Raw genomic sequence first — 22,803 nt, 5'->3', positions numbered from 1 at the left:
CGGTGCAACGGGGGCGGTGCAAAGGGGGACGGCGGCCGACGGCTACGGCGCCGTCAGCTCGCGGAACGCCGCCGTCCACGCCGACAGCAGCCCCTCCTCGCTGCCGACCATGATGTGCCGGCGGATCATCCCGCCGAGCGCGGTGCCGAGCGCCTGCGGCCGCAGGTCGGTCTCCGGGTCCACGCCCAGCCGCTCCCCGGCGACGGCCACCGCGCGCTGGGCGAAGGCGTCGATGGTGATCAGCGCGTGGTCGTGGACGGTGCGGATGCCGATGAAGCGCCGGCGCAGCGCACGGCGGCGGGCGGTGTGCTCGGCGGGCTCCTCCAGCCGCCCGCCGGTGGCGGTCAGGGCGTGTTCGAGGGCGGCCCAGGGGGCGAGGCCGACGGGGGCGGCGGCGAAGGCGTCGAGGATGACGTTGCCGAAGTCCCAGCCGAAGAGGAGGGCCTCCTTGTTGGCGTAGTAGCGGAAGAAGGTGCGGTGGGCGACGTCGGCGCGCCGGCAGATCTGGTCCACCGTGGTGCCCTCGAAGCCCTGCTCCTCGAAGAGGTCGAGTGCGGCCGTGCGGATCGTCTCCCGGGTCCGCGCCTTCTTGCGGTCGCGCAGCCCGGTCTCCGCCGCGCTGTCCGTCCCCTGCCCCTGCATGCGTGGTCGCTCCTTCTGCTTCTGCCTGCCGTCGCCGGGCCGTTCCCGGTCGGACCCGGTCGTTCCCGGCCGCCGGACCCGGTTGTTCCCGGCCGGACCTGGTCGGCCAACTGTCCTCATCCTCAAGGAAACACGGCTGATGGGGCGCGCTCAAGGCGAGTTCCGATTCGTCGACAGCTCGTCACGCGAAGTTTGCACTACTGCCTTTTGGCAGCTGTGCCACTTCCGAAAGGTGGTCCACGACGGCGGTCGCGCACCGCAGTCCCACCCCCCGATCCGAGGAACACCGAGGAACCATGAAGCGGCACAAGCACGTTCTGGCAGCGGCTGTCTGTACGGCGGCCATCACCCTCACCTCCTGCTCGGCCTCCGACGACGCGGTGTCCGGCGCCGGCACCGGGGCCGCCGCCGCGCAGGACGGCCCGGCGGCCGACGGCGGCACCCTGAAGGTCGGACTGGACCGCCCGTTCGCCAAGCTCGACCCGGCCGACACCGGGCTGACCTCGATGCCGATGATGATCCTGGCCAACGCGCTGTACGACCCGCTGATGGTCAACGGCGACAACGGGACCGTCCAGCCCTACCTGGCCAAGGCGTTCACCCCGAACGCCGACGCCACCGCCTGGACCCTCGAACTGCGCGAGGGCGTGACGTTCAGCGACGGCAAGCCGCTGGACGGGCAGGCCGTCGCCGACCACGTCGCCCGCCTCGCCAAGCCGGAGAGCAAGTGCTCCTGCGCCGCCGACGCCGCCACCATCGGCGGTGTCACGGTGAACGGCCCCACCACCGTCGCCTTCACCCTCAAGGCGCCGAACGCGGCCTTCCCCAACCTGTTCACCCGCTCCCTCGGCTACGTCTCCGAGGCCCCGGCCGGTGACGCCCCGGCCGTCGGATCCGGCCCGTACACCGTGGAGAGCGTCCAGCCGGGCGTCTCGGTGACCGTCGCCCGCAACGCCTCCTACTGGGGGGCCAAGGGCCACGCCGACAAGATCGTCTACCGGGTGCTGCCGGACGCCGACAGCCGCTACCAGTCGCTGCGCTCCGGCGACGCCGACCTGGTCTGGGGCGAGACGCCCTCCCAGCTGAAGCAGGCCGCCGCGGACGGGCTGCGCACCGCCACCGGCCCCGGCTCCACCTCCACCGTCCTGTTCAACACCAAGGTCGCGCCCTTCGACGACCCCCGGGTCCGCCAGGCCCTCCAGTACGCCATCGACCGGGAGGCCGTCGAGAAGGTCGTCTACCTCGGCCAGGGCAGGGTGTCGGACGGCCCGGTCAACTCCGCCTCCCCGTACCGCGCCGCCGGGGCGAGCGGCTACCCGGCCCACGACCCGGCCAGGGCCCGCGCCCTGCTCGCCGAGGCCGGGCACCCGGACCTCGCCTTCGAGTACCAGGTCGACAACCGCCCCGAGGGCCAGCAGCGCGCCACCGTCCTCCAGCAGATGCTCGGCGAGGTCGGCGTCAGGATGACCGTCAAGCCGCTCGACCCGGCGGGCCTGGGCACCGCCCTGATCCAGCGCAAGTTCCAGGTGATGGACTTCGTCACCAGCCTGTTCGGCGACACCGACACCGCGCTGAGCAGCCTGTACGGCACCGGCGCCGCGTACAACTTCACCGGCTGGAGCAGCCCGAAGGCCGACCAGGCCATCGCCGCCGGGCGGGCCACCGTGGACACCGCCCAGCGGGCCGCCGCCTACGGCGAGGCCGCCAGGGCCGTCGTCGAGCAGGCCCCGATGCTGTTCCTCACCGAGAACCCGGCCGGCTTCATCGCCTCCGCCAAGGTCGGCGGCCTGCCCGACCTCTCCAGGCGGACCGTCATCAACGTCTCCCCGGCCACGCTGTGGGTGAAGCCGTGACACCGCGGATCCCCGACCTCGCCGGGCGGGCCGGCCGCGCCGCCGCCGTCCTGCTGCTGGTCACCGTCGCCGCGCTCGCCCTGCCGCACCTGATGCCCGGCTCCCCGGCGGCCGCCGCCCTGGGCGCCACCGCCACCCCCGAGCAGATCGCCGCCTACGAGGCCGGGCTCGGCCTGGACGACAACGTGCTCACGGCCACCTGGCGCTGGCTGTCCGCCGCCCTGCACGGCGACCTCGGGCACTCGCTCGCCAACGGCTCCGCCGTCACCACCGAACTCGCCCACCGGATCCCCGTCACCCTCGAACTCTTCGTCGCCGCCCAGCTGGTGGCGCTCTGCATCGCCGTCCCGGTCGCCCTGCTCTCGGCCTGGCGCCCGGGCGGCGCGGTGGACCGGATCGCCACCGCCGGCGCCTTCGTCTGGCTCGCCGTGCCCGGCTTCGTGCTCGGCCTGCTCCTCATCTGGATCGCCGCCGTCCAGCTGAAGGTGCTGCCCGCCACCGGCTGGGTGCCGTTCACCGAGGACCCGGTGGAGAACCTGCGCCACCTGGTGCTGCCCGCGCTCACCCTCGGCCTCACCGAGGCCGCCGTCTTCACCCGCACCCTGCGCGGCCAGCTGCTGGAGACCCTCGACCAGACCTACGTCGCCGCCGCCCGCAGCCGCGGCATGGGCACCGCCCGCCTGCTGCTGCGCCGCGCCCTGCGGCCGTCCTCGCTGCCGCTGGTCACCCTGATCGGCATCGGCGTGGGCACCTCCCTCGGCGGCTCGGTCCTGGTCGAGACCCTGTTCGCGGTGCCCGGGGTCGGCAACCTGGCCTCCACCGCCATCGCCGGCCGCGACTTCCCCGTGGTGCAGGCCGTCGTGGTGGTCAGCGCCGCCGGAGTCGTGGCGGCCACCCTCGCGGTGGACCTGCTGTACCGCACGATCGACCCGAGGATCGCCCATGACCACCGCTGACACCGCGCCCGCCCAGCCGGCCGCCCTCGCCCAGCCGGCCGCGCCCGCCCGCGCAACCCGGCGCCGGCCCCCGCCCGGGGTCCTCGCCGCGACCGCCTGGCTGGCCCTGGTCGCCCTCGCGGCGCTGCTGCTGCCGCTGCTGCCCGGCTTCGACCCGCTGCACGGCGACTTCGCCCACCCCTCCGCCGCCCCGGGCCCCGGCCACTGGCTGGGCACCGACGCCTCCGGGCGGGACGTCCTGCAGCGGACCGTCGCCGGGGCCCGGGCCTCCTTCGCGGTGGCCGCCCTGACCATCGCGGTCGGCCTGCTCGGCGGGGGCGCGCTCGGCGTCGCCGCCGGGTGGTTCCGCGGCCCGCTCGACAAGGCCATCGGCTTCGCCACCGACCTGCTGATGTCCGTGCCCACGCTGATCCTGGTGATGATCGTGGTCGCCCTGCGCGGCCCCAGCCTGCCCGTGATCGGCGCCCTGATCGGCCTGTTCACCGTCCCGCACTTCACCCGGGTCGTCCGGGCGGTGGTGCTGTCGCTCACCGAGCGCGGCTTCGTCCTGGCCGCCCGGATGATCGGCACCGCGCCGCTGCGCATCCTGCGCCGCGAGATCGTCCCGCACGTCGCGCCGATCGCGCTGACCTTCGCCTTCACCGCCACCACCGTCGCCATCGTCGCCGAGGGCTCGCTCAGCTTCCTCGGCTTCGGCCTCCGCCCGCCGGAGCCGTCCTGGGGCGGCATCATCGCCGAGGGCCGCACCACCCTCGGCAGCGCGCCGTGGATCTCGCTCGCCCCCGCCGCCGTGCTGTGCGCCACCGTCCTCGCCCTCAACTACCTGGGCGAACACCTGCGTTCGCCGTCCCCCGCGTCCGCACCGAAGGGAGCGTCGAAGTGACCACCCCGGTCCTGGAGATCCGCTCGCTGAACACCGCCCTGGCCACCCCCGACGGCCGCACCGTGCAGATCCTGCACGACATCGACCTCTCGATCGGCGCCGGCGAGTGCCTCGGCGTGGTCGGGGAGTCCGGCTCCGGCAAGTCCGTGCTCGCCCGCACCGTCCTCGGGGTGCACCCCCGCACCACGCGGGCGCGGTCCACCGGCCAGGTGCTGCTGCACGGAGAGGACCTGCTCGGCGCCACCCCCAAGCGGCGCACCGAACTGCTCGGCACCGGCATCGCCATGGTCCACCAGGACCCGATGACCTCCCTCAACCCGGTGGTCCGGATCGCCGACCAGGTCACCGAGTCGCTCACCAACCGCCGCCGGCTCGGCCGCCGGGCCCGGCTGGAGACCGCCGCCGAACTGCTCGCCGCCGTCGACGTCCCCGACCCCGCCCGGCGCGCCCGCGCCTACCCGCACGAACTCTCCGGCGGCCTGCGCCAGCGCGTCGGCATCGCCGCCGCCCTCGCCGGCAGCCCCGCCCTGCTGCTCGCCGACGAACCCACCACCGCCCTCGACGTCACCGTCCAGCGCACCGTCCTCGACCTGCTCGACCGCCACCGCGAGACCCGCGGCCTGGCCACCCTGCTGATCACCCACGACATCGGCCTGCTGTACGGGCGGGCCCGCCGGATCGCCGTCATGTACGGCGGCCGGGTCGTCGAGAGCGGCCCCACCGAAGCCGTCACCGAACGCCCCGCCCACCCCTACACCGCCGCGCTGCTGCGCTCGGTGCCGCGGGTCACCGGCCCGCTGCGACGCACCCTGCCGGCCATCCCCGGCTCGGCGCCGGACCTTTCCCGCCCGGCCGCCGGCTGCCCGTTCGCGCCGCGCTGCGAACGCGCCGAGTCGCTCTGCGGCACGACGCCCCCACCCGTCCACCGGGCCGGCCCCGGGCACACGGCCGCCTGCCACTTCCCCCTCAGCACGATGGAGAACGCGGCATGAGCGCCGTCCCGACCGACCCCGTCCTGCACGCCACCGGGCTCTCGGTGGTCCACCGCACCCGCTCCGGGCCGCTGCACGCCGTCAGCGACGTCGACCTGACGCTGCGCGCGGGCCGCACCCTCGCCCTGGTCGGCGAGTCCGGCTCCGGCAAGAGCAGCATCGCCAAGGCCCTGCTCCGGCTGCCCCCGCCCACCGCCGGAACCGTCACCCTGGACGGCACCGACCTCGCCGCGCTCACCCCCCGCTCGCTGCGGGCGCTCCGGCCGCGGATGCAGATGGTCTTCCAGGACCCGCTCTCCTCGCTCAACCCGCGCCGCCGGGTCCGCGACCTGGTCGCCGAACCGCTCGACGCCCACCCCGACCCGGCGCGCGACCGCGAGGCCTTCGCGGCCGAGCAGCTGGACGCGGTCGGCCTGCCGCCCGCCCTGTTCGGCGACCGCCGGCCCGGCCAGCTCTCCGGCGGCCAGGCCCAGCGGGTCGCCATCGCCCGGGCGCTCGCCGCCGAACCCCGGGTCCTGATCGCCGACGAGGCGGTCTCCGCGCTGGACGTCTCCGCCCAGGCCACCGTGCTCAACCTGCTCCGTCGGCTCACCGAGGAGCGCGGCCTGGCGAGCCTGTTCATCTCGCACGACCTGGGCGTGGTCCGGGCCGTCAGCGACGACGTCGCCGTCCTGCAGCTCGGCCGGCTCTGCGAGCAGGGCCCGACCGAGGAGGTACTGGCCGCCCCCGCCCACCCGTACACCGCCGCGCTGCTCGCCGCCGTCCCCGAACCCGGCCGCCCCCTCGGCGACACCGGCCTGCTGCCCGCCGACCCGCCGTCCCCGCTCGACCCGCCCTCCGGCTGCCGCTTCCGCACCCGCTGCCCGCTCGCCGACGCCCGCTGCGCCGACGAGACCCCCGCCCTGCGCGAGGTCTCCCCGGGCCGGACGGTCGCCTGCCACCGGCCACTGCCCACCGGCCCCTGAGGCGCGGCGCCGACCCGTCCGACCTGCCCTTTGAGGCAGCGCCGCGCCGGACGGCCGGGCGGTTACCGGGCCCGGGTGTTGACCACGGGTCAGCCCGGCCTGGAGGCTTGTGGAAGGCCCGGACCGTCGGAACCGCCGCCTCCGGCACCCGGCCGGCCGGGCCCGCCGCGCCGACGGGCCGGCGCCCCGCAGACCAGGCAGGCCCCGCCATCTCCCCCCCCGGGGTGGCGGGGCCCAGCCGGCTCCCCGTGCACCGGTCGTGCCGTACCGATATCCGGCCGCCGCCGTCCGCGTACCGTGCCGTAGGCTCCGCCGTGTCCGTCGACGATCAAGGTGGAAAGGGGCGGAGCCATGGCGTACCGGATCGAGCGGATCGGGACGGCCGACTGGGAGCGGATGCGGGAGGTGCGGCTGGCGATGCTGCAGGACACCCCGCTCGCGTTCCGGGAGACGTACGAGACGGCGCTCGGCCACGGCGAGGAGGAGTGGCGCTCGCGGGTCGCCCGGGTCAGCGCGCCCGGGAGCGTCGGCCTGGTGGCCGTCGACGCGGCGGGGGAGTGGGTGGGGACGATGATCTCCTTCACCCCCGAGCCGGGCACGGCGCTGCTGGTCGGCGTCTGGGTGCACCCCGAGCACCGGGGCCGGGAGCGCGGTGTGACGGACGCCCTGCTCGACGCGGTCGAGGCCTGGGCCCGCACCGAGGCCGGGGCGCAGCGGCTGGTGCTCACCGTCCACGAGGGCAACCCCCGGGCCGCCGCCTTCTACCGCCGCCGCGGCTTCGACCTCACCGGCGCCCGCGAGCCGTACGTGCTCGACCCGACCGCCATGCTGCTGGAGATGGCCCTGCCCCTGCACTGAGCGGGCGTTGACGTCGCGTCGGCGCCGGGGCGCCGGGTGCCGGGGCGCCCCGGGTCAGGCCCTACGGCTTCGGCAGGGAGGCGTGCGGCCCGGGCCCGTGATCACTCGCCGACTCGGTCTCCGACCGGGCTCCGGGGCGCAGGACCGGCAGTCCGGCCCGTAGCCGGTCCAGGAAATCCTCGACCCGCAGGCTGCCGTCCTCCGCGTCCACGACCTCGGGCACGAACGCCTCGATGATGCCGTCCCCGACGGCGAAGTCGGCGTCGTCGTCGTCTTCGTAGTTGTTCACCCAGCGCGCGCCGCGGGCGCCCACTTCCATGTGGTGGTCGTAGTCGATCACCCAAGGGGTGTCGACGATCCCGGTCTGCAGAGAGCCGTGGTTGTACCAGCCGTAGACCAGGTGGGTGAAGACGCCGTCGTGGATGCAGATCTCCGCGTCGCCGCCCTCCAGGGTCTCGGCCTCGGTGCGTCCGCCGACGTAGAGCCCGGGCCGGTCCTCGTAGAGCGCGATCGGACCTCTGACCGTCAGGTCGCCGGTGACCACGATCAACTCGACGTCGTGCTCGTCGTCCCCCCGGCGCAGTTCGTTGATGGCGTCCAGGAAGTCCCCGTCGAGCGTGAGGTCGCCGTCGAAGAACAGCACCTCGTCGTAGCCGGGCGACGCTCCTGCCCCTTCGAACACGGCGGACAACGCCCCGCCCAGGCGGGCGTCGGCGTCGGCATAGGACAGGGCTGCGGGGACGGCGGATGTCGGCATGGGAAGAGTGTAGATACGTGCCATGACAGCGGAACGGGCTGTCCGGTGCCGTGGTGGGGCTGCTGGCCCACCCGTCGTGCACCACCGGCAGCGGAGGTTCAAGCACCGACCGGCCAAAGACTGTTGGAGAAGGCCGGAGGCGGGGGCATCTCGCCGGCCGGGGTGGGGTGCCGCGGGCTGAGCCGTTGTGGGTGGAGACGTTCGTGAACTGCCTGGTCCGCCCCGCCCGGTAGGCGGGCCCGCTCTCCGGCCGGCCCGCCCGGGTCGGGGTGGCTCCCGGGGCGGTCAGGCGCCGGTGCGGCGGTCGAGGCCGTCGAGCAGCAGTCGCAGGCCGTACTCGAAGCGGTCGTCCGGCGTGCGCTCGGCCCAGTGGCGGATGGCCGTGCCGATGGCCGGGTAGTCGCCGGTCGTGGCGGCGTCCGGGGTCGGGGTGCGGTCGGTGGTGGCGAGCTGGTGCTCCCGGCTCTGTTCCTCGATGACGTGGCCGAGGACGTAGTCCTGGACGGCGAAGAAGGCGAGCGCGGTCTCCGCCTCCGGCACTCCGGTGGCGGCCAGGGCCAGGACGGCGACCTCACCGAACCGGAGGGTGTTGGGCAGGCGGACGTACGTGCCGGACAGGACGCGGGCGCCGTCCCGGCGGGCGAGCAGTGCGAGCCGCAGCCGCCGGGCGAGTTCGGCGGTCCGCTCGCGCGGCGGCAGTGCGGCGTCGACGTCGGCGACGCCGCTCATGATCTCCTCGGCGATGGCCTCCAGCAGGGCCTGCTTGTCGCGGTAGTGCCAGTACAGGGCACTGGGGCCGACGCCCAGGGACGCGGCGAGGCGGCGCATGGTGAGCCCCTCCAGGCCTTCCTGGTCGAGCAGGCCGAGGGCTCCGGCGAGCACGTCCTCGCGGTGCAGGCGCACGCGGATCTCCTTGCTGGGCGGGCGGGTTGGGCCGAGTTCGCGGCCGTGGTCACCCGCGTTGACACACCGTTGAGCCTACCCTAACCTGAACACCGTTCTACTAGAACACTGTTCAGGTTAGGAGTCGACATGCCCCTGCCCTCCTCCTCGGGGGACCCCGCCGCGCCCCCTCCGCCCACCGTGTCTCCGCCCGCCGCGCCGCCGCCCACCGATCCGCCACCGCCCGGACCGCCGCGCCTGCTGCGGCCCGGCCTGCCCGTCGCGGCGGCGGTGGCGATCGCCTGCACCGCGTCGTTCATGGTCGTCACGGACGGCGCCATCGTGAACGTGGCCCTGCCCGCCATGAGCGCCGACCTCGGACTCGGATCCGCCGCCGCCCGCTGGGTGGTGGACGCCTACCTGCTGGTGCTCGGCGGCTTCACCCTGCTCGCCGCCCGCGCCGGCGACCTCTTCGGACGCCGGGCCACCCTCCAAGCGGGCCTGGTGCTGTTCACCGCCGCCAGCGCCCTCGGCGGACTGGCCGACAGCGGCCAGGCCCTGATCGCCGCCCGCGCCGCCCAGGGGCTGGGCGCCTCGGCACTGGCGACCTCGACCCTCGGCGTCGTCCTCGCCGCCACCGCCGACCGGCCGGAGCTGCGCCGACGCGCCATGTCGGCCTGGGCCGCCGCCGGTTCGTCGGCCGCGGCACTCGGCGTGCTGCTCGGCGGCGTCCTCACCGAACACGCGGGCTGGCGCTGGGTGATGTACGTCAACGTGCCCGTCGGCACCGTCCTGCTGATCGCCGTCCACCTCTGCCTGTGCCCCGCCGGTGCCCGGGGCTCCTTCGGCCGCCTCGACCTGCCCGGGGCGTTCGTCTCGACCGCCGGCGTGGGCCTGCTCCTGTTCGGCATCACCCGCGGCGGCGAGAGCGGTTGGACGTCCCCCACCACCCTCGCCACCCTTGCCGCGGCAGTCCTGCTGCTCACCGCCTTCGTGCGCATCGAGGCACGCAGCGCGAACCCGCTGGTCCGCCTGCCGGTCTTCCGGCTGCCCGGCGTACCGACCGGGAACCTCGTCGTACTCCTGCTCGGTTCGAGCCTGACGGCGTCGCTGTTCCTGGTCTCCCAGCTGATGCAGCAGGCCCTCGGCTACTCCGCCCAGCAGACCGGTCTGGCGATGCTGCCGATGGGTGTGTGCCTGGCCGCGGCCGCGCTGGTCTCCCGGCGCCTGCTGGACGCCGGGGCGCGCCGACTGCCGCTGTACGGGGGCGCCGTCGCGGCGGCCGCGCTGCTGTGGCTCGCCGCCGTGCCCTCCGACGCCCGCTACCCGGTCGACCTGCTCGGCCCGCTACTGCTGATCGGATCCGGCCTCGGCCTGATGCTGATGTCCGCCACCACGGCGGCCACCGCCGCCGTCCCGCCCGCCGAGGCCGGTCTCGCCTCGGGCCTGCTCAACACCTCCCGCCAACTGGGCGGCGCCCTCGGCCTCGCCCTGCTCGGCGCCATCGCCCAGTCCGCCACCGGCACGGCCGACGGCACCGCCTCCGGAGCCGCTGCCGCCCTGCTGCGCGGCTCCCACCCGGCGCTGCTCGCCGCCGCGGTGCTCAGCCTGCTGGGCGCGCTCGCCTCCCTCCTCCTGCCCGGCGCCCGGAGCGCCGACCGGGCCGCCGACCCCGGCCCGCAGCCGGACACCCGTACCCGAAGCCGCACCCGAAGCCGTTCCTGAACCCGTCTCAGCACCAGCCCCAGTGTTCCCTCAACACCCCTCAACACCCCCTCAGCACCAGCCCGGAGGACAGCCCGTGCACACCGGCAAGCACTACCCCGTCCTGGTCGTCGGCGGCGGCATCGTCGGCCTGACCGCCTCCCTCGCCCTCTCCCACCACGGGATCCCCTCGCTCCTGGTCGAGGCCCACCCCGGCACCCACGACCACCCGCGCGCCCGCAGCCTCAACGCCCGCGCGATGGAGATCTTCCGCGAACTGGGCGTGGCGGACGCCGTCCACGAAGCCGGCGCCCCACTCGCCCGCGCCGAGGGCCTGCACCGCGGCCCCGACCTCGCCACCGCCCTCGCCGACATCCCGCGCCGGACGAACCCCGGCGACCGGCCCGGGAGCATCTTCGCCCCCGCCGCGATGGCCCGCTGGAGCCCGACCACCGGCCGCCGCGCGACCCTCGACGCCGTCGAACCCGTCCTGCTGGCGGCGGCCCGCCGCCGACCGGCCGAGATCCGCTTCGGCACGCTGCGCACCGGCCTGCGGCACGGTGGCGACCACCTCGCCGTCGACCTGGCGGACGCGGCCATCGGTGCCACCGAGACCGTCACGGCGGACTACCTGATCGCCGCCGACGGCGCGGGCGGCGCGCTGCGCCACGAACTCGGCGTCTCCTCGACGTACGGCGCCGGCCACGGGCACCAGCTCAACATCCTGTTCCGTGCCGACCTCGAACAACTCGTCCGGGGAAGGGAGTTCAGCGTCGTCCTGATCTCGCGCCCGGGCGTGCGGGGCATGCTCACCGCCATCGACGCCCGCACCCGCTGGGCCTTCCACCTGCGCTACGACCCGGCCGTCGAGAGCCCCGCGGACTACCCGCCCGGGCGGTGCGAGCAGATCCTGCGGGACGTCCTCGGGGTGCCCGGCGTCGCACCCGAGGTGGTCAGCGTGCTGCCCTGGGAGGCCCGCGAGCGCACCCTCGACCGCCTGCGCGCGGGCCGGGTGTTCTTCGCCGGCGACGCGGCCCACCAGATGCCCCCGGCCGGTGCCCGCGGCGCCAGTACCGGCATCGCCGACGTCCACAACCTGGTCTGGAAGCTCGGCGCCGTCCTCGGCGGTCGAGCGGACGAGACCCTGCTGGACACCTACCAGGACGAGCGCCACCCCGCCGCCGTGCACGCCGTCGCCGCCTCGGGCGCCAACGCCCGGGCCATGACCCCCGGTAGCGCCGCCTCACCCGATCCCGACTGGTCCGCCCCGGCCGCCCACGGCCTCGGCGACCGCTACCGCTCCGCCGCCGTCCTGACCGGTGCGGGGGAGGACCGGGCGGGCCCCGTCGCCACCGCCCTCGACGGCGGCCCCGGCACCCGGCTCCCGCACGCCTGGACCGACGCCGCCCGCTCGGTCTCCACCCTCGACCTGTCCGCCGGGGACTGGATCCTGCTCGGTCCACCCGCCTGGCGCCTGCCCGCCGACACCGCCGGCCTGCGCCACGCCGACCCCGGTCCCGAGTTCGCCGCCCTCGCCGGTACCGGCCCCGGCGGCGCCGTCCTCGTCCGCCCCGACGGCCACATCGCCTGGCGCTCCACCGACCGGCCCACCGACCGGCCCACCGACCGGCCCACCGTCGGCGCCGCCGATCCGGCCGCGGCCGTCGCCGCCGCCCTGCGCCGGCTGCCGTTCCACGGCCGCCACGGCACGCACCGCCGGGCGCCGGGGCTCGCAGGATCCGAGGTCCACCCGTAGCCCCGGAGCCGTCAGGCCGCACCCGTGACCTCGCTCGGCCCTGCGGCGGCCCGGTCGGCCGACCGGGCCGCCGCAGAGCCGCCGCCCACAGGCCGCCGCCCAGTGGACGGCGCCCGCCCCACCGCTCGCGGGCCGTTCGGGTGAGAATGCGTGGATGGACAACGCGGTGGGGATGGCGGAGCGCCTGATGGTGGCGGCGCGAGTGGCGCAGGCATCGGAGGCGGACCACGACGGGCACGCCTACTGGGAGCTGCTCCGGGAGGCGGCGACGGGGGAGAGTGCGGAGACGGCGCTGTCCTGCGGATCGGGGTTGCTGGCCTCGGCCGAGCCCCTGGGGCGGACGGTGGGCTGCGACCTGGTGGGCAACGCGGCCGGTGCGCACGAGTCCCTGCGGGGCGAGGCGGCGACCGCCCTGATGGCATTGGCCGAGGTGGAGACGGAGGTCTGCGTGCTGCGCTCCCTCGTCGCCGGCCTGGGCTCGGCGCGGGACCGGCGCGCCGTTCCCGTGCTGGTGAGGCTCTCCGGACACGAGGACGCCGAGCTGCGGCGCCAGGTCGCCGCGGACCTCAGCAGCGTCAACAGCGGACTGCCCGACGGGCCCGATGTCCGGGCGCTGATCCGGCTCACCCGGGACCAGGACCCCGATGTCCGCAACTGGGCGGCCTTCACCCTGGGATTCCAACTGGAACAGGACTCGACCGCCATCAGGGACGCGCTGTGGACGTGCACCACCGACGCGGACGGCGAGGTCCGGGAGGAGGGCGCGCGGGGGCTGGCCAGGCGGCACGACCCGCGGGCCGTCCCCCTGATCGCGCACCTGCTGGACTCCGATGACGGGTCCCAGATCTTCACCCTCGACGCAGCCGAGATCCTGGGCGTTCCCGAGCTCCTGCCTGCTCTGACCGCCTACGGGTTCCACGCACCCGAGACCGACCGGGCCATCGCGGCCTGCGACCCGGTACGGCGTGCCCGGATGGAGGACGACGCCTGGAAGGTCGTCATGGAGCTGGAGCGGCTGCGCCCCGACCTCGGCGCGGCGCTCGGCTCACCGCGCTACGAGTCGGTGTACGAGATGCAGCTGACCCACCGGGGGTGGGCCGAGGCGGGCTACGACGCGGCCGCGCTGCTCACCCGCGCCGACGGGGACCCGCTGCGGGCGGCCGAGCTGGTGGTGGCCGACCTCACCGCTCCCGCGGTGCCGGGGTGAGGCCCTGACCCCGCATCCGCGCGGACGTGACCGCCCCGGTGCCGGGGTGCCGCCGCGCCGCAATCGCCGTCGAAACAAGCAGGCATGATTGCTTTTTTCCCGGGCCGGTGCCACGCTGCTGCCCGACGGCAAGCGTTGGGCCACCGGTTGGGGAGGCGCTCCTGTGGGGTCGCGTTCGGTACTGCGGATCGGCAATTCCTCGGGTTTCTACGGCGACCGCTTCGCGGCCGTCCGGGAGATGCTGACGGGCGGGCCGCTGGATGTCCTGACCGGCGACTACCTCGCCGAGTTGACGATGCTCATCCTGGCCAGGGACCGCCTGAAGGACCCCTCGCTCGGCTATGCCAGGACCTTTCTGCGGCAGCTGGAGGAGTGCCTCGGGCTGGCGCTGGAGCGCGGGGTGCGGATCGTCGTCAACGCGGGCGGCCTCAATCCGGCCCGACTCGCCGACCGGATCGGGGAACTGGCGAAGAGTCAGGGACTCGACCCGGCGGTCGCCCACGTCGAGGGGGACGACCTGCTGCCCCGCCGCTCCGAACTCGGCCTGCCGGACGGGCTGCTGGCGGCCAACGCCTACCTCGGGGCCTTCGGCATCGCGGAGTGCCTGACCGCCGGCGCCGACCTGGTGGTCACCGGGCGGGTCACCGACGCGGCCCTGGTCGCCGGGCCCGCCATCGCCCACTTCGGTTGGGGCGTGGGCGACTTCGACCAGCTCGCCGGGGCGGTGGTCGCCGGACACGTGCTGGAGTGCGGCGCGCAGGCCACCGGTGGGAACTACGCCTTCTTCCAGGAGCACGACGTCACCCGCCCCGGCTTCCCGCTCGCCGAGCTGCACGCCGACGGCTCCAGCGTCATCACCAAGCACCCGGGCACCGGAGGCGCCGTCACCACCGGTACCGTCACCGCCCAACTGCTGTACGAGACGGGCGGAGCACGCTACCTCGGCCCGGATGTGACCGCCCGGCTGGACACCGTCCGGCTCACCCAGGACGGCCCGGACCGGGTGCGGATCGACGGCGTCCGCGGCGAGGCGCCACCGCCGACCCTCAAGGCCGGACTGAACCGGCTCGGCGGCCACCGCAACGAGGTGGTGTTCGTCCTCACCGGGCTCGACATCGAGGCCAAGGCCGCCCTCGTGCAGCGGCAGCTGTCGGAGTCGATCGCCCCGCAGGACCGCCCGGCCGAGCTCCGCTGGACCCTCGCCCGCACCGACCACCCCGACGCGGACACCGAGGAGACGGCCTCCGCGCTGCTGCGGCTCACCGCCCGCGACCGCGACCCGGCCAAGGTCGGCCGTGAACTCGGCCGCACCGCAGTGGAACTGGGCCTCGCCGGCTACCCGGGCTTCCACCTCACCGCCGTACCCGGCGCGGGCGCGCCCTACGGGGTGTTCACCGCCGCGTACATCGACCCCGGGGAGGTCGAGCACACGGCCGTCCTCCCGGACGGCCGCCGGGTCACCGTCCCGCCCGCGCCCCTCACCCGCGCGGACCAGGCCGTCCCCGCACCCGCGCTCCCCGAGCCGCTGCCACCGGGCCCGACCCGGCGCGCCCCCCTCGGCCTGGTGGCCGGGGCCCGCAGCGGGGACAAGGGCGGCGATGCCAACCTCGGCGTCTGGGCCCGCACCGACGACGCCTGGCGCTGGCTCGCCCACACCCTCACCGTCCCGAGGCTGCGCGAACTCCTCCCCGAGACCTCGGAGTCGGAGATCACCCGGCACCTGTTCCCCAACCTCCGCGCGGTCAACTTCACCGTCACCGGGCTGCTCGGCGAGGGCGTCGCCGCCCAGGAGCGGTTCGACCCACAGGCCAAGGCCCTGGGGGAGTGGCTGCGCTCCCGCCACCTCGACATCCCGGAGGCGCTGCTGTGACCGTCCTGCCCACCCGCCTCGACCCGGCCGGCGCCGACCACGCCGAGCACCGTGCCGCGATGCTCGGCAAACTCGCCGACCTGGCCGCCGAACACGCCAAGGCGCTGGCCGGCGGCGGCCCCAAGTACGTCGAACGCCACCGCACCCGGGGCAAGTTGCTGCCACGCGAGCGGATCGAGCTGCTGGTCGATGCGGACTCGCCGTTCCTCGAACTCTCCCCGCTCGCCGCCTGGGGCAGCGACCACCCGGTCGGCGCGGCCCTGGTCACCGGCATCGGCGTGATCGAGGGCGTCGAGTGCGTCATCACCGCCAACGACGCCACCGTGCGCGGCGGCGCCAGCAACCCCTGGACGCTGCGCAAGGCCCTGCGCGCCAACGAGATCGCCCTGAACAACCGCCTCCCGTTGGTCAACCTGGTCGAGTCCGGCGGAGCCGACCTGCCCAGCCAGAAGGAGATCTTCATCCCGGGCGGGGCACTGTTCCGCGACCTCACCCGGCTCTCGGCGGCCGGGATCCCCACCGTGGCCGTGGTGTTCGGCAACTCGACGGCCGGCGGCGCCTACGTGCCGGGGATGTCCGACCACGTCGTCATGGTCAAGGAACGCGCCAAGGTCTTCCTCGGCGGCCCGCCGCTGGTGAAGATGGCCACCGGCGAGGAGTCCGACGACGAGTCGCTGGGCGGCGCCGAGATGCACGCCCGCACCTCCGGCCTCGCCGACCACTTCGCCGTGGACGAGCCCGACGCGCTGCGCCTCGCCCGGCGGATCGTCGCCCGCCTGGACCACCGCCGCCACGGCCCCGCGCCGGACCCGGCCGCCGCTGCGCCGAAGTACGCCGAGGAGGAGCTGCTCGGCATCGTCCCCGGAGACCTCAAGGTGCCGTTCGACCCGCGCGAGGTGATCGCCCGGATCGTCGACGGCTCGGACTTCGACGAGTTCAAGCCGTTGTACGGCACCAGCCTCGCCACCGGCTGGGCCCGGCTGCACGGCTACCCGGTCGGCATCCTCGCCAACGCGCAGGGCGTGCTGTTCAGCGCGGAGTCGCAGAAGGCCGCACAGTTCATCCAGCTCGCCAACCAGCGCGACATCCCGCTGCTGTTCCTGCACAACACCACCGGCTACATGGTCGGCCGGGCCTACGAACAGGGCGGCATCATCAAGCACGGCGCGATGATGATCAACGCGGTGTCCAACTCCCGGGTCCCGCACCTGTCCGTACTGATGGGTGCCTCCTACGGGGCCGGGCACTACGGCATGTGCGGTCGCGCGTACGAGCCGCGCTTCCTGTTCGCCTGGCCCAGCGCCAAGTCGGCGGTGATGGGGCCGCAGCAGCTCGCGGGCGTGCTGTCGATCGTCGCCCGGCAGTCGGCGGCGGCGAAGGGGCAGCCGTACGACGAGGACGCCGACGCGGCGATCCGGGCGATGGTGGAGCAGCAGATCGAGGCGGAGTCGCTGCCGGTCTTCCTCTCCGGGCGGCTCTACGACGACGGGGTGATCGACCCGCGCGACACCCGGACGGTTCTCGGCCTCTGCCTCTCCGCGATCCACAACGCGCCCGTCGAAGGCGCGCGCGGCTACGGCGTCTTCCGGATGTGAGGGGTACCACCGTGCTGACCACCGACCTGCCGACCACCGAGGCCTCGGCCACCGAGGCGCCGACCACCGGGGCCGCGACCGCACCCGCCCCGGCCGCCGGCCCGCTGATCACCAACCTGCTGGTCGCCAACCGCGGGGAGATCGCCCGCCGGGTCTTCCGCACCTGCCGGCGGCTCGGCATCGCCACCACCGCCGTCTACGCGGACCCGGACGCCGACGCCCCGCACACCCGGGAGGCCGACTCCGCCGTCCGCCTCCCCGGCGCCGCGCCCGCCGACACCTACCTCCGCGCCGACCTGCTCGTCCGGGCCGCGCTCGCCGCCGGCGCCGACGCCGTCCACCCGGGCTACGGATTCCTCTCCGAGAACGCGGAGTTCGCCCAGGCCGTCCTGGACGCCGGCCTGGTCTGGGTCGGACCGCCCCCGGCGGCCATCGCCGCGATGGGCTCCAAGACCGAGGCCAAGCGCCGGATGGCCGCCGCCGGCGTCCCCGTCCTGGCCGCCGTCACCGCGCCCACCGAGGCCGATCTGCCCCTGCTGGTCAAGGCGGCGGCCGGCGGCGGCGGGCGCGGCATGCGGGTGGTCCACCGCCTGGCGGAGCTGGAGCAGGAGCTGGCCGCCGCCCGGGCGGAGGCCGCGAAGGCCTTCGGCTCCGACGAGGTCTTCTGCGAGCGCTACCTCCCGACCGGCCGGCACATCGAGGTCCAGCTGCTCGCCGACACCCACGGCACGGTGTGGGCGGTCGGCGAACGCGACTGCTCGCTCCAGCGCCGCCACCAGAAGGTGATCGAGGAGGCCCCGGCCCCCGGCCTCGACGAGGAGCTGCGCACCGGGCTGCACACGGCCGCCGTCGCCGCCGCCCGCGCGATCGGCTACACCGGCGCCGGCACCGCCGAGTTCCTGCTCGGCCCCGACGGCCGCTTCCACTTCCTGGAGATGAACACCCGCCTCCAGGTCGAGCACCCCGTCACCGAATGCGTCACCGGCCTCGACCTGGTCGCCCTCCAACTGCGCGTCGCCGAGGGCGAACCGCTGCCCGCCCCGCAGCCGCCCGCCCCGCGCGGCCACGCCATCGAGGCACGGCTGTACGCCGAGGACCCGGCGCACGACTGGCAGCCCCAGACCGGCACCCTGCACCGCCTCGAACTACCGGACACCACCGTCGAGTTCGGTACCGCCCCGGGCGACACCGGGCTCCGCCTGGACTCCGGCGTCGAGCCCGGCAGCACCATCGGCATCCACTACGACCCGATGCTCGCCAAGGTCATCGCCTGGGCGCCCACCCGGGCCGCCGCCGCCCGCCGCCTCGCCGACGCCCTGACCCGCGCGCGGATCCATGGACCGGTCACCAACCGGGAGTTGCTCACCGCCGCGCTGCGCCACCCCGCCTTCCGGTCCGGCCGGGTGCACACCGCCTTCCTCACCGAACACGCCGCCGAGCTGCTGCCCGCCCCCAAACCCGACCCGCTGCCCGCCCTCGCCGCCGCGCTGGCCGACGCCGCCGCCCGCCGGGCCGGCCGGGCACTCCCCTCCGGCTGGCGCAACCTGCCCTCCCAGCCGCAGACCAAGCGCTACACCGACCTCCACGGCACCGAGTACGAGGTCCGCTACCGGTTCACCCGGGACGGCCTGGTGGCCGACGCCCACCCGGGCACCGCCCTCGTCCTCGCCACCCCCGACCGGGTCGTCCTGGACGTCGACGGACGGCGGCTCGGGTACGACCTCGCGGTCCACGGCGCCCAGGTGCACGTCGACAGCTGCACCGGGGCCACCGTGCTCACCGCACTGGACCGCTTCCCCGATCCCGCCGCCCACAGCGACCCCGGCGCCCTGCTCGCCCCGATGCCCGGCACCGTCGTGCGCACCGCGGCCGCCCCCGGGGACGCCGTCACCGCAGGCCAGCCGCTGCTCTGGCTGGAGGCGATGAAGATGGAGCACCGCGTCACCGCCCCCGCCGACGGCGTCCTCGCCGAACTGCGGGTGGCCCCCGGCCAGCAGGTCGAGCTCGGCACCCTGCTCGCCGTCATCCACCCGGCCGCCCCGCCCACCGCCTGACGGCCGACCCCCGCCCGGTCGTCCACCCGACGGCCGACCCCCCTGCCCGGCCGCCCACCCGACGGCCGACACCCCGCCCGGAAGGACCCCAGGATGTCCGCACCGCGCACCACCACCCCCGGCAGCCCGCTGATCGAGACCCCCGAACGCCAGGCGCTGCGCCGCGCGGTGGCCGACCTCGGCCGCCGCTACGGCTCCGACTACTACTTCGGCAAGGCCCGCGCCGGCCTGCCCGCCGACGAACTCTGGGCCGAGGCGGGCAAAGCCGGCTACCTCGGCGTCAACCTGCCCGCCGAGTACGGCGGCGGGGGCGGCGGCATCACCGACCTCGCCATCGTGCTGGAGGAACTCGGCACCGCCGGCTGCCCGTTGCTGATGCTGATCGTCTCCCCGGCGATCTGCGGCACGGTGATAGCCCGCTACGGCACCGAGCAGCAGAAGCGCGCGTGGCTGCCCGGACTCTCCGACGGCACCCGGAGGATGGCCTTCGGCATCACCGAGCCGGACGCGGGCTCCAACTCGCACCGGATCTCCACCGTCGCCCGCCGCGACGGCGAGGACTGGCTGCTGACCGGCCGCAAGGTCTTCATCTCCGGCATCGACCACGCGGACGCCGTGCTGTTCGTCGCCCGCACCGAGGACGCCAGGACCGGCAAGCTGAAGCCCGCGCTGTTCATCGTCCCGCGGGACAGCCCGGGCTTCGAGTACCGCCCGATCCCGATGGAACTGGTCTCCCCCGAGAAGCAGTTCCAGGTCTTCCTGGACGACGTCCGGCTGCCCGCCGACGCCCTGGTCGGCGACGAGAACGCCGGACTGCTGCAGCTGTTCGCCGGCCTCAACCCCGAGCGCATCATGACCGCCGCCTTCTCGCTCGGGCTCGCCCGCCAGGCGCTGGGCAAGGCCGTCGAGTACGCCCGGTCCCGGACGGTGTGGGACACGCCGATCGGCGCGCACCAGGGCCTCGCCCACCCGCTCGCCCAGTGCGCGGTGGAGATCGAACTCGCCCGGCTGATGACCCAGAAGGCCGGGCTGCTCTACGACGCGGGCGAGGACCTCGCGGCCGGCGAGGCCGCCAACATGGCCAAGTACGCGGCCGGCGAGGCCGCCGCCCGGACGGTCGACCAGGCGGTACAGACCCTCGGCGGCAACGGCCTCACCCAGGAGTACGGGCTCGGCGCCCTGCTCACCGCCACCAGGGTCGGCCGGGTCGCCCCGGTCAGCCGGGAGATGGTGCTCAACTACGTCGCCCAGCACACCCTCGGCCTGCCCAAGTCGTACTGACGCGGGCGTGCCGCGCGCCCGCCCCCGCTCGTTCGTCACAGGGGCGCAGCGCACATCCCCCGTCCGAATGCCCCCTGGCCGCGCGCCCGGACGACCCGGCAGTCTTGGTCCGGCCGACGGATCCGACTGTCCGTCACCCATCCAACTGGAGGCATGCCTTGGTGTTCCACAGCGAGTTCCCGGACGTCGACATCGTCGATCTGCCCATCCACGACGCGGTGCTCGGCGCCGCGGAACGCTTCGGGGACCTGCCGGCACTGGTGGACGGCATCACGGGGGAGACGGTCAGCCACGCCCGGCTGGCCACGGCGGTGCGCCGGGTCGCCGCCGGGCTGGCCGAGGCGGGCGTGCGCCGCGGCGACGTGGTGGCCCTGTTCAGCCCCAACACGATCGGCTACCCGATGGCCTTCTTCGGCGCCACCCGGGCCGGCGCCACCGTCACCACCGTCTCCTCCCTCGCCACCCCCGCCGAACTGGCCGCCCAGCTGTCCGACAGCGGCACCCGCTGGCTGGTCACCGTCTCGCCGTTCCTGTCCACCGCCCGCCAGGCCGCCGAGAAACTCGCCGCCGACGGCCGCCCGCTCGCCGAGATCATCGTGCTGGACGGCGCCGAGGGCCACCGCTCGCTCGCCGACCTGCTGGCCGCCACCGGCCCCGAGCCCGAGGTCGCCATCGACCCGGGCGAGGACATCGCCGTGCTGCCCTACTCCAGCGGCACCACCGGCCTGCCCAAGGGCGTGATGCTGACCCACCGCTCGATCGCCACCAACCTCGCCCAGACCGACGCCCTGTACCGGCCCAAGATCGGCGAGCGGATCCTCGCCGTGCTGCCGTTCTTCCACATCTACGGCCTCGCCGCGCTGCTCAACCAGCCACTGCGCTGCGGCGCGACCGTCGTGGTGCTGCCCCGCTTCGACCTGGAGCAGTTCTGCCGCACCATCGAGGAGCAGCGCGTCCAGGCCCTGATCGTGGCCCCGCCGATCGCGCTCGCGCTGGCCAAGCACCCGATCGTGGACCGCTTCGACCTGTCCTCGGTCGAGTACCTGCTGTGCGCCGCCGCCCCGCTGGACAGCGAGCTCTCCGAGGCCTGCGCCCGCCGACTGGGCCTGCCGCACCTGCTCCAGGGTTACGGGATGACCGAGCTCTCCCCGGTCTCCCACATCGTGTCGCCCGAGGAGAGCGACCCCTCGCCCGGCTCGGTCGGCCGGATGGTCCCCTCCACCGAGCTGAGGGTCGCCGCACTGGACGGCTCCGGCTCCGACCTGGGCCCCGGGGAGGCCGGCGAGCTGCTGATCCGCGGCCCACAGGTCATGAAGGGCTACTTCGGCCGCCCCTCCGACACCGCCGCCACCATCGACGCCGACGGCTGGCTGCACACCGGCGACATCGGCTACGTGGACGGCCGCGGCTACCTGCACGTCGTCGACCGGGTGAAGGAGCTGATCAAGTACAAGGGCTACCAGGTCGCCCCCGCCGAGCTGGAGGCCCTGCTGCTCAGCCATCCGCAGATCGCCGACGCCGCCGTGATCGGCGTGGTGGACGCGGAGGGCACCGAATGCCCCAAGGCCTTCGTGGTCCGGGCCCCCGGCTCCACCCTCTCCGAACAGGACGTCACCGCCTTCGTGGCCGGCCAGGTCGCCCCCTACAAGAAGGTGCGGTCGGTGGAGTTCCTGGAGGCCGTCCCCAAGTCGGCCGCCGGCAAGATCCTCCGCCGGGAGCTGCGGGCCCGCGAGGCCGCCCGCTGAGCCGTTCCCGCGGATCTGCGAGGATCGAGCCGCGACCCACCCGGAACACCCGTACGAACAGGACCAGCCCCCGCCGATGACCGCCCACGCCGCCGCCCGCACCCCCCAGCAGGACCGCAGCCGCGCCACCCGCCGGCGACTGCTGGCGGCGGCCGTGGACTGCCTCGCCGAGGTGGGCTGGAACGGCAGCACCGTCGCCGCGGTCGCCGAGCGGGCCGGCGTCTCCCGCGGCGCGGCCCAGCACCACTTCCCGACCCGCGAGGACCTGTTCACCGCGGCCGTCGAACACGTCACCACCGAGCGGCTGGCAGCCGTCCGCGCCCACGCGGACGAGCTGCCTGCCGCCGGACCGGACCGCACCGAGGCGGTGGTCGACATGATCGTCCGCCTCTACACCGGCCCGCTGTTCCGCGCGGCCCTCCACCTGTGGACCGCCGCGGCCACCGAGGACCCGCTGCGCGAACGGATCATCGCCCTGGAGGGCCACGTCGGCCGGGAGGCCCACCGGGCCGCCGTGGAGTTCCTGGACGCCGACGAAACCACCCCCGGCGTGCGGGAATCCGTGCAGGCCACCCTGGACCTCGCCCGCGGCCTCGGCCTGGCCAACCTGCTCACCGACGACAGCGCCAGACGAGCTGGTGTGATCCGGCAGTGGGCGAGCGTTCTGGAGGGTACGCTGCGCCCGGTACGCCCATGACGCCCGGGCACCCAGGGCGCCCGGCCCACTCCTGACCAAGGGGTCGCCGGGCGGCCGATGTCCGTGCAGTCTGGAGAAGAACCCCGGCCGGTACGGACCGCAAACG

The 22,803-nt window shown here is 75.0% G+C and carries 18 protein-coding genes; 15 read left to right on the top strand and 3 right to left on the bottom strand.

All coding sequences use genetic code 11. The features are described 5' to 3' along the window. Positions 1–42 precede the first annotated feature (42 nt). Positions 43–642, bottom strand: a complete 600-nt coding sequence (locus ACFVVX_RS08930; RefSeq protein WP_387943020.1) for a TetR family transcriptional regulator — start codon at positions 640–642, stop codon at positions 43–45. 296 nt (positions 643–938) lie between these two features. On the opposite strand from ACFVVX_RS08930, the gene ACFVVX_RS08925 reads away from it, so the two are divergent. The 6 genes from ACFVVX_RS08925 to ACFVVX_RS08900 all read left to right on the top strand — a co-directional run bounded on the left by ACFVVX_RS08925 (position 939) and on the right by ACFVVX_RS08900 (position 7,149). Beyond that, positions 939–2,495, top strand: coding sequence for an ABC transporter substrate-binding protein (locus ACFVVX_RS08925; RefSeq protein WP_387943018.1), 1,557 nt, complete (start codon positions 939–941; stop codon positions 2,493–2,495). Beyond that, positions 2,492–3,451, top strand: a complete 960-nt coding sequence (locus tag ACFVVX_RS08920; RefSeq protein WP_387943016.1) for an ABC transporter permease — start codon at positions 2,492–2,494, stop codon at positions 3,449–3,451. Before ACFVVX_RS08925 ends, ACFVVX_RS08920 begins: the two co-directional genes overlap by 4 nt. Beyond that, entirely contained in the window at positions 3,438–4,334 is an 897-nt protein-coding gene (locus ACFVVX_RS08915) for an ABC transporter permease (RefSeq protein ID WP_387943014.1), read from the top strand. The genes ACFVVX_RS08920 and ACFVVX_RS08915 overlap by 14 nt, the downstream gene beginning before the upstream one ends. Then, on the top strand, positions 4,331–5,326 hold the full coding sequence (locus ACFVVX_RS08910) for an ABC transporter ATP-binding protein (protein ID WP_387943012.1): 996 nt from the start codon (positions 4,331–4,333) through the stop codon (positions 5,324–5,326). The genes ACFVVX_RS08915 and ACFVVX_RS08910 overlap by 4 nt, the downstream gene beginning before the upstream one ends. Next, the gene (locus ACFVVX_RS08905; protein ID WP_387943010.1) at positions 5,323–6,291 is read left to right on the top strand and encodes an ABC transporter ATP-binding protein; all 969 of its coding nucleotides are present in this window, start codon (positions 5,323–5,325) and stop codon (positions 6,289–6,291) included. The genes ACFVVX_RS08910 and ACFVVX_RS08905 overlap by 4 nt, the downstream gene beginning before the upstream one ends. A 351-nt stretch (positions 6,292–6,642) precedes the next feature. After that, positions 6,643–7,149 (top strand): GNAT family N-acetyltransferase, encoded by a 507-nt coding sequence (locus ACFVVX_RS08900; RefSeq protein ID WP_387943008.1) that lies wholly within the window; start codon positions 6,643–6,645, stop codon positions 7,147–7,149. A gap of 61 nt (positions 7,150–7,210) precedes the next feature. Here the strand turns inward: ACFVVX_RS08900 and ACFVVX_RS08895 are convergent, their stop codons facing one another. Both ACFVVX_RS08895 and ACFVVX_RS08890 read right to left on the bottom strand, forming a co-directional pair. Further along, positions 7,211–7,906 (bottom strand): hypothetical protein, encoded by a 696-nt coding sequence (locus ACFVVX_RS08895; protein ID WP_387943006.1) that lies wholly within the window; start codon positions 7,904–7,906, stop codon positions 7,211–7,213. Between the two features lie 285 nt (positions 7,907–8,191). Next, a complete protein-coding gene (locus ACFVVX_RS08890; protein WP_387943004.1) occupies positions 8,192–8,809 on the bottom strand; it encodes a TetR/AcrR family transcriptional regulator C-terminal domain-containing protein in 618 nt (205 codons plus the stop codon). A gap of 129 nt (positions 8,810–8,938) precedes the next feature. On the opposite strand from ACFVVX_RS08890, the gene ACFVVX_RS08885 reads away from it, so the two are divergent. The 9 genes from ACFVVX_RS08885 (at position 8,939) to ACFVVX_RS08845 (ending at position 22,697) form a co-directional block, all read left to right on the top strand. After that, the gene (locus tag ACFVVX_RS08885; RefSeq protein ID WP_387943002.1) at positions 8,939–10,513 is read left to right on the top strand and encodes an MFS transporter; all 1,575 of its coding nucleotides are present in this window, start codon (positions 8,939–8,941) and stop codon (positions 10,511–10,513) included. A gap of 76 nt (positions 10,514–10,589) precedes the next feature. Further along, positions 10,590–12,248, top strand: coding sequence for an FAD-dependent monooxygenase (locus ACFVVX_RS08880; protein WP_387943000.1), 1,659 nt, complete (start codon positions 10,590–10,592; stop codon positions 12,246–12,248). 154 nt (positions 12,249–12,402) lie between these two features. Further along, the gene (locus ACFVVX_RS08875) at positions 12,403–13,455 is read left to right on the top strand and encodes a HEAT repeat domain-containing protein (RefSeq protein ID WP_387942998.1); all 1,053 of its coding nucleotides are present in this window, start codon (positions 12,403–12,405) and stop codon (positions 13,453–13,455) included. Positions 13,456–13,618: 163 nt separating this feature from the next. Next, positions 13,619–15,325 (top strand): acyclic terpene utilization AtuA family protein, encoded by a 1,707-nt coding sequence (locus ACFVVX_RS08870; protein WP_387942996.1) that lies wholly within the window; start codon positions 13,619–13,621, stop codon positions 15,323–15,325. After that, the gene (locus tag ACFVVX_RS08865) at positions 15,322–16,920 is read left to right on the top strand and encodes an acyl-CoA carboxylase subunit beta (RefSeq protein WP_387942994.1); all 1,599 of its coding nucleotides are present in this window, start codon (positions 15,322–15,324) and stop codon (positions 16,918–16,920) included. The genes ACFVVX_RS08870 and ACFVVX_RS08865 overlap by 4 nt, the downstream gene beginning before the upstream one ends. 104 nt (positions 16,921–17,024) lie before the next feature. After that, positions 17,025–18,974, top strand: a complete 1,950-nt coding sequence (locus ACFVVX_RS08860) for a biotin carboxylase N-terminal domain-containing protein (RefSeq protein ID WP_387943387.1) — start codon at positions 17,025–17,027, stop codon at positions 18,972–18,974. 93 nt (positions 18,975–19,067) lie between these two features. Further along, positions 19,068–20,255 (top strand): acyl-CoA dehydrogenase family protein, encoded by a 1,188-nt coding sequence (locus tag ACFVVX_RS08855; RefSeq protein WP_387942992.1) that lies wholly within the window; start codon positions 19,068–19,070, stop codon positions 20,253–20,255. A 158-nt stretch (positions 20,256–20,413) separates the two neighbouring features. Further along, positions 20,414–22,000, top strand: coding sequence for a 4-coumarate--CoA ligase family protein (locus ACFVVX_RS08850; protein ID WP_387942991.1), 1,587 nt, complete (start codon positions 20,414–20,416; stop codon positions 21,998–22,000). A gap of 76 nt (positions 22,001–22,076) precedes the next feature. Beyond that, complete coding sequence (locus ACFVVX_RS08845) at positions 22,077–22,697, top strand: TetR/AcrR family transcriptional regulator (RefSeq protein ID WP_387942989.1); 621 nt, start codon at positions 22,077–22,079, stop codon at positions 22,695–22,697. Positions 22,698–22,803: the final 106 nt, after the last annotated feature.

The organism is Kitasatospora sp. NPDC058170 (assembly GCF_042883905.1).
Lineage (GTDB): Bacteria > Actinomycetota > Actinomycetes > Streptomycetales > Streptomycetaceae > Kitasatospora.
This window is presented reverse-complemented; position numbering and strand designations above follow the sequence as displayed.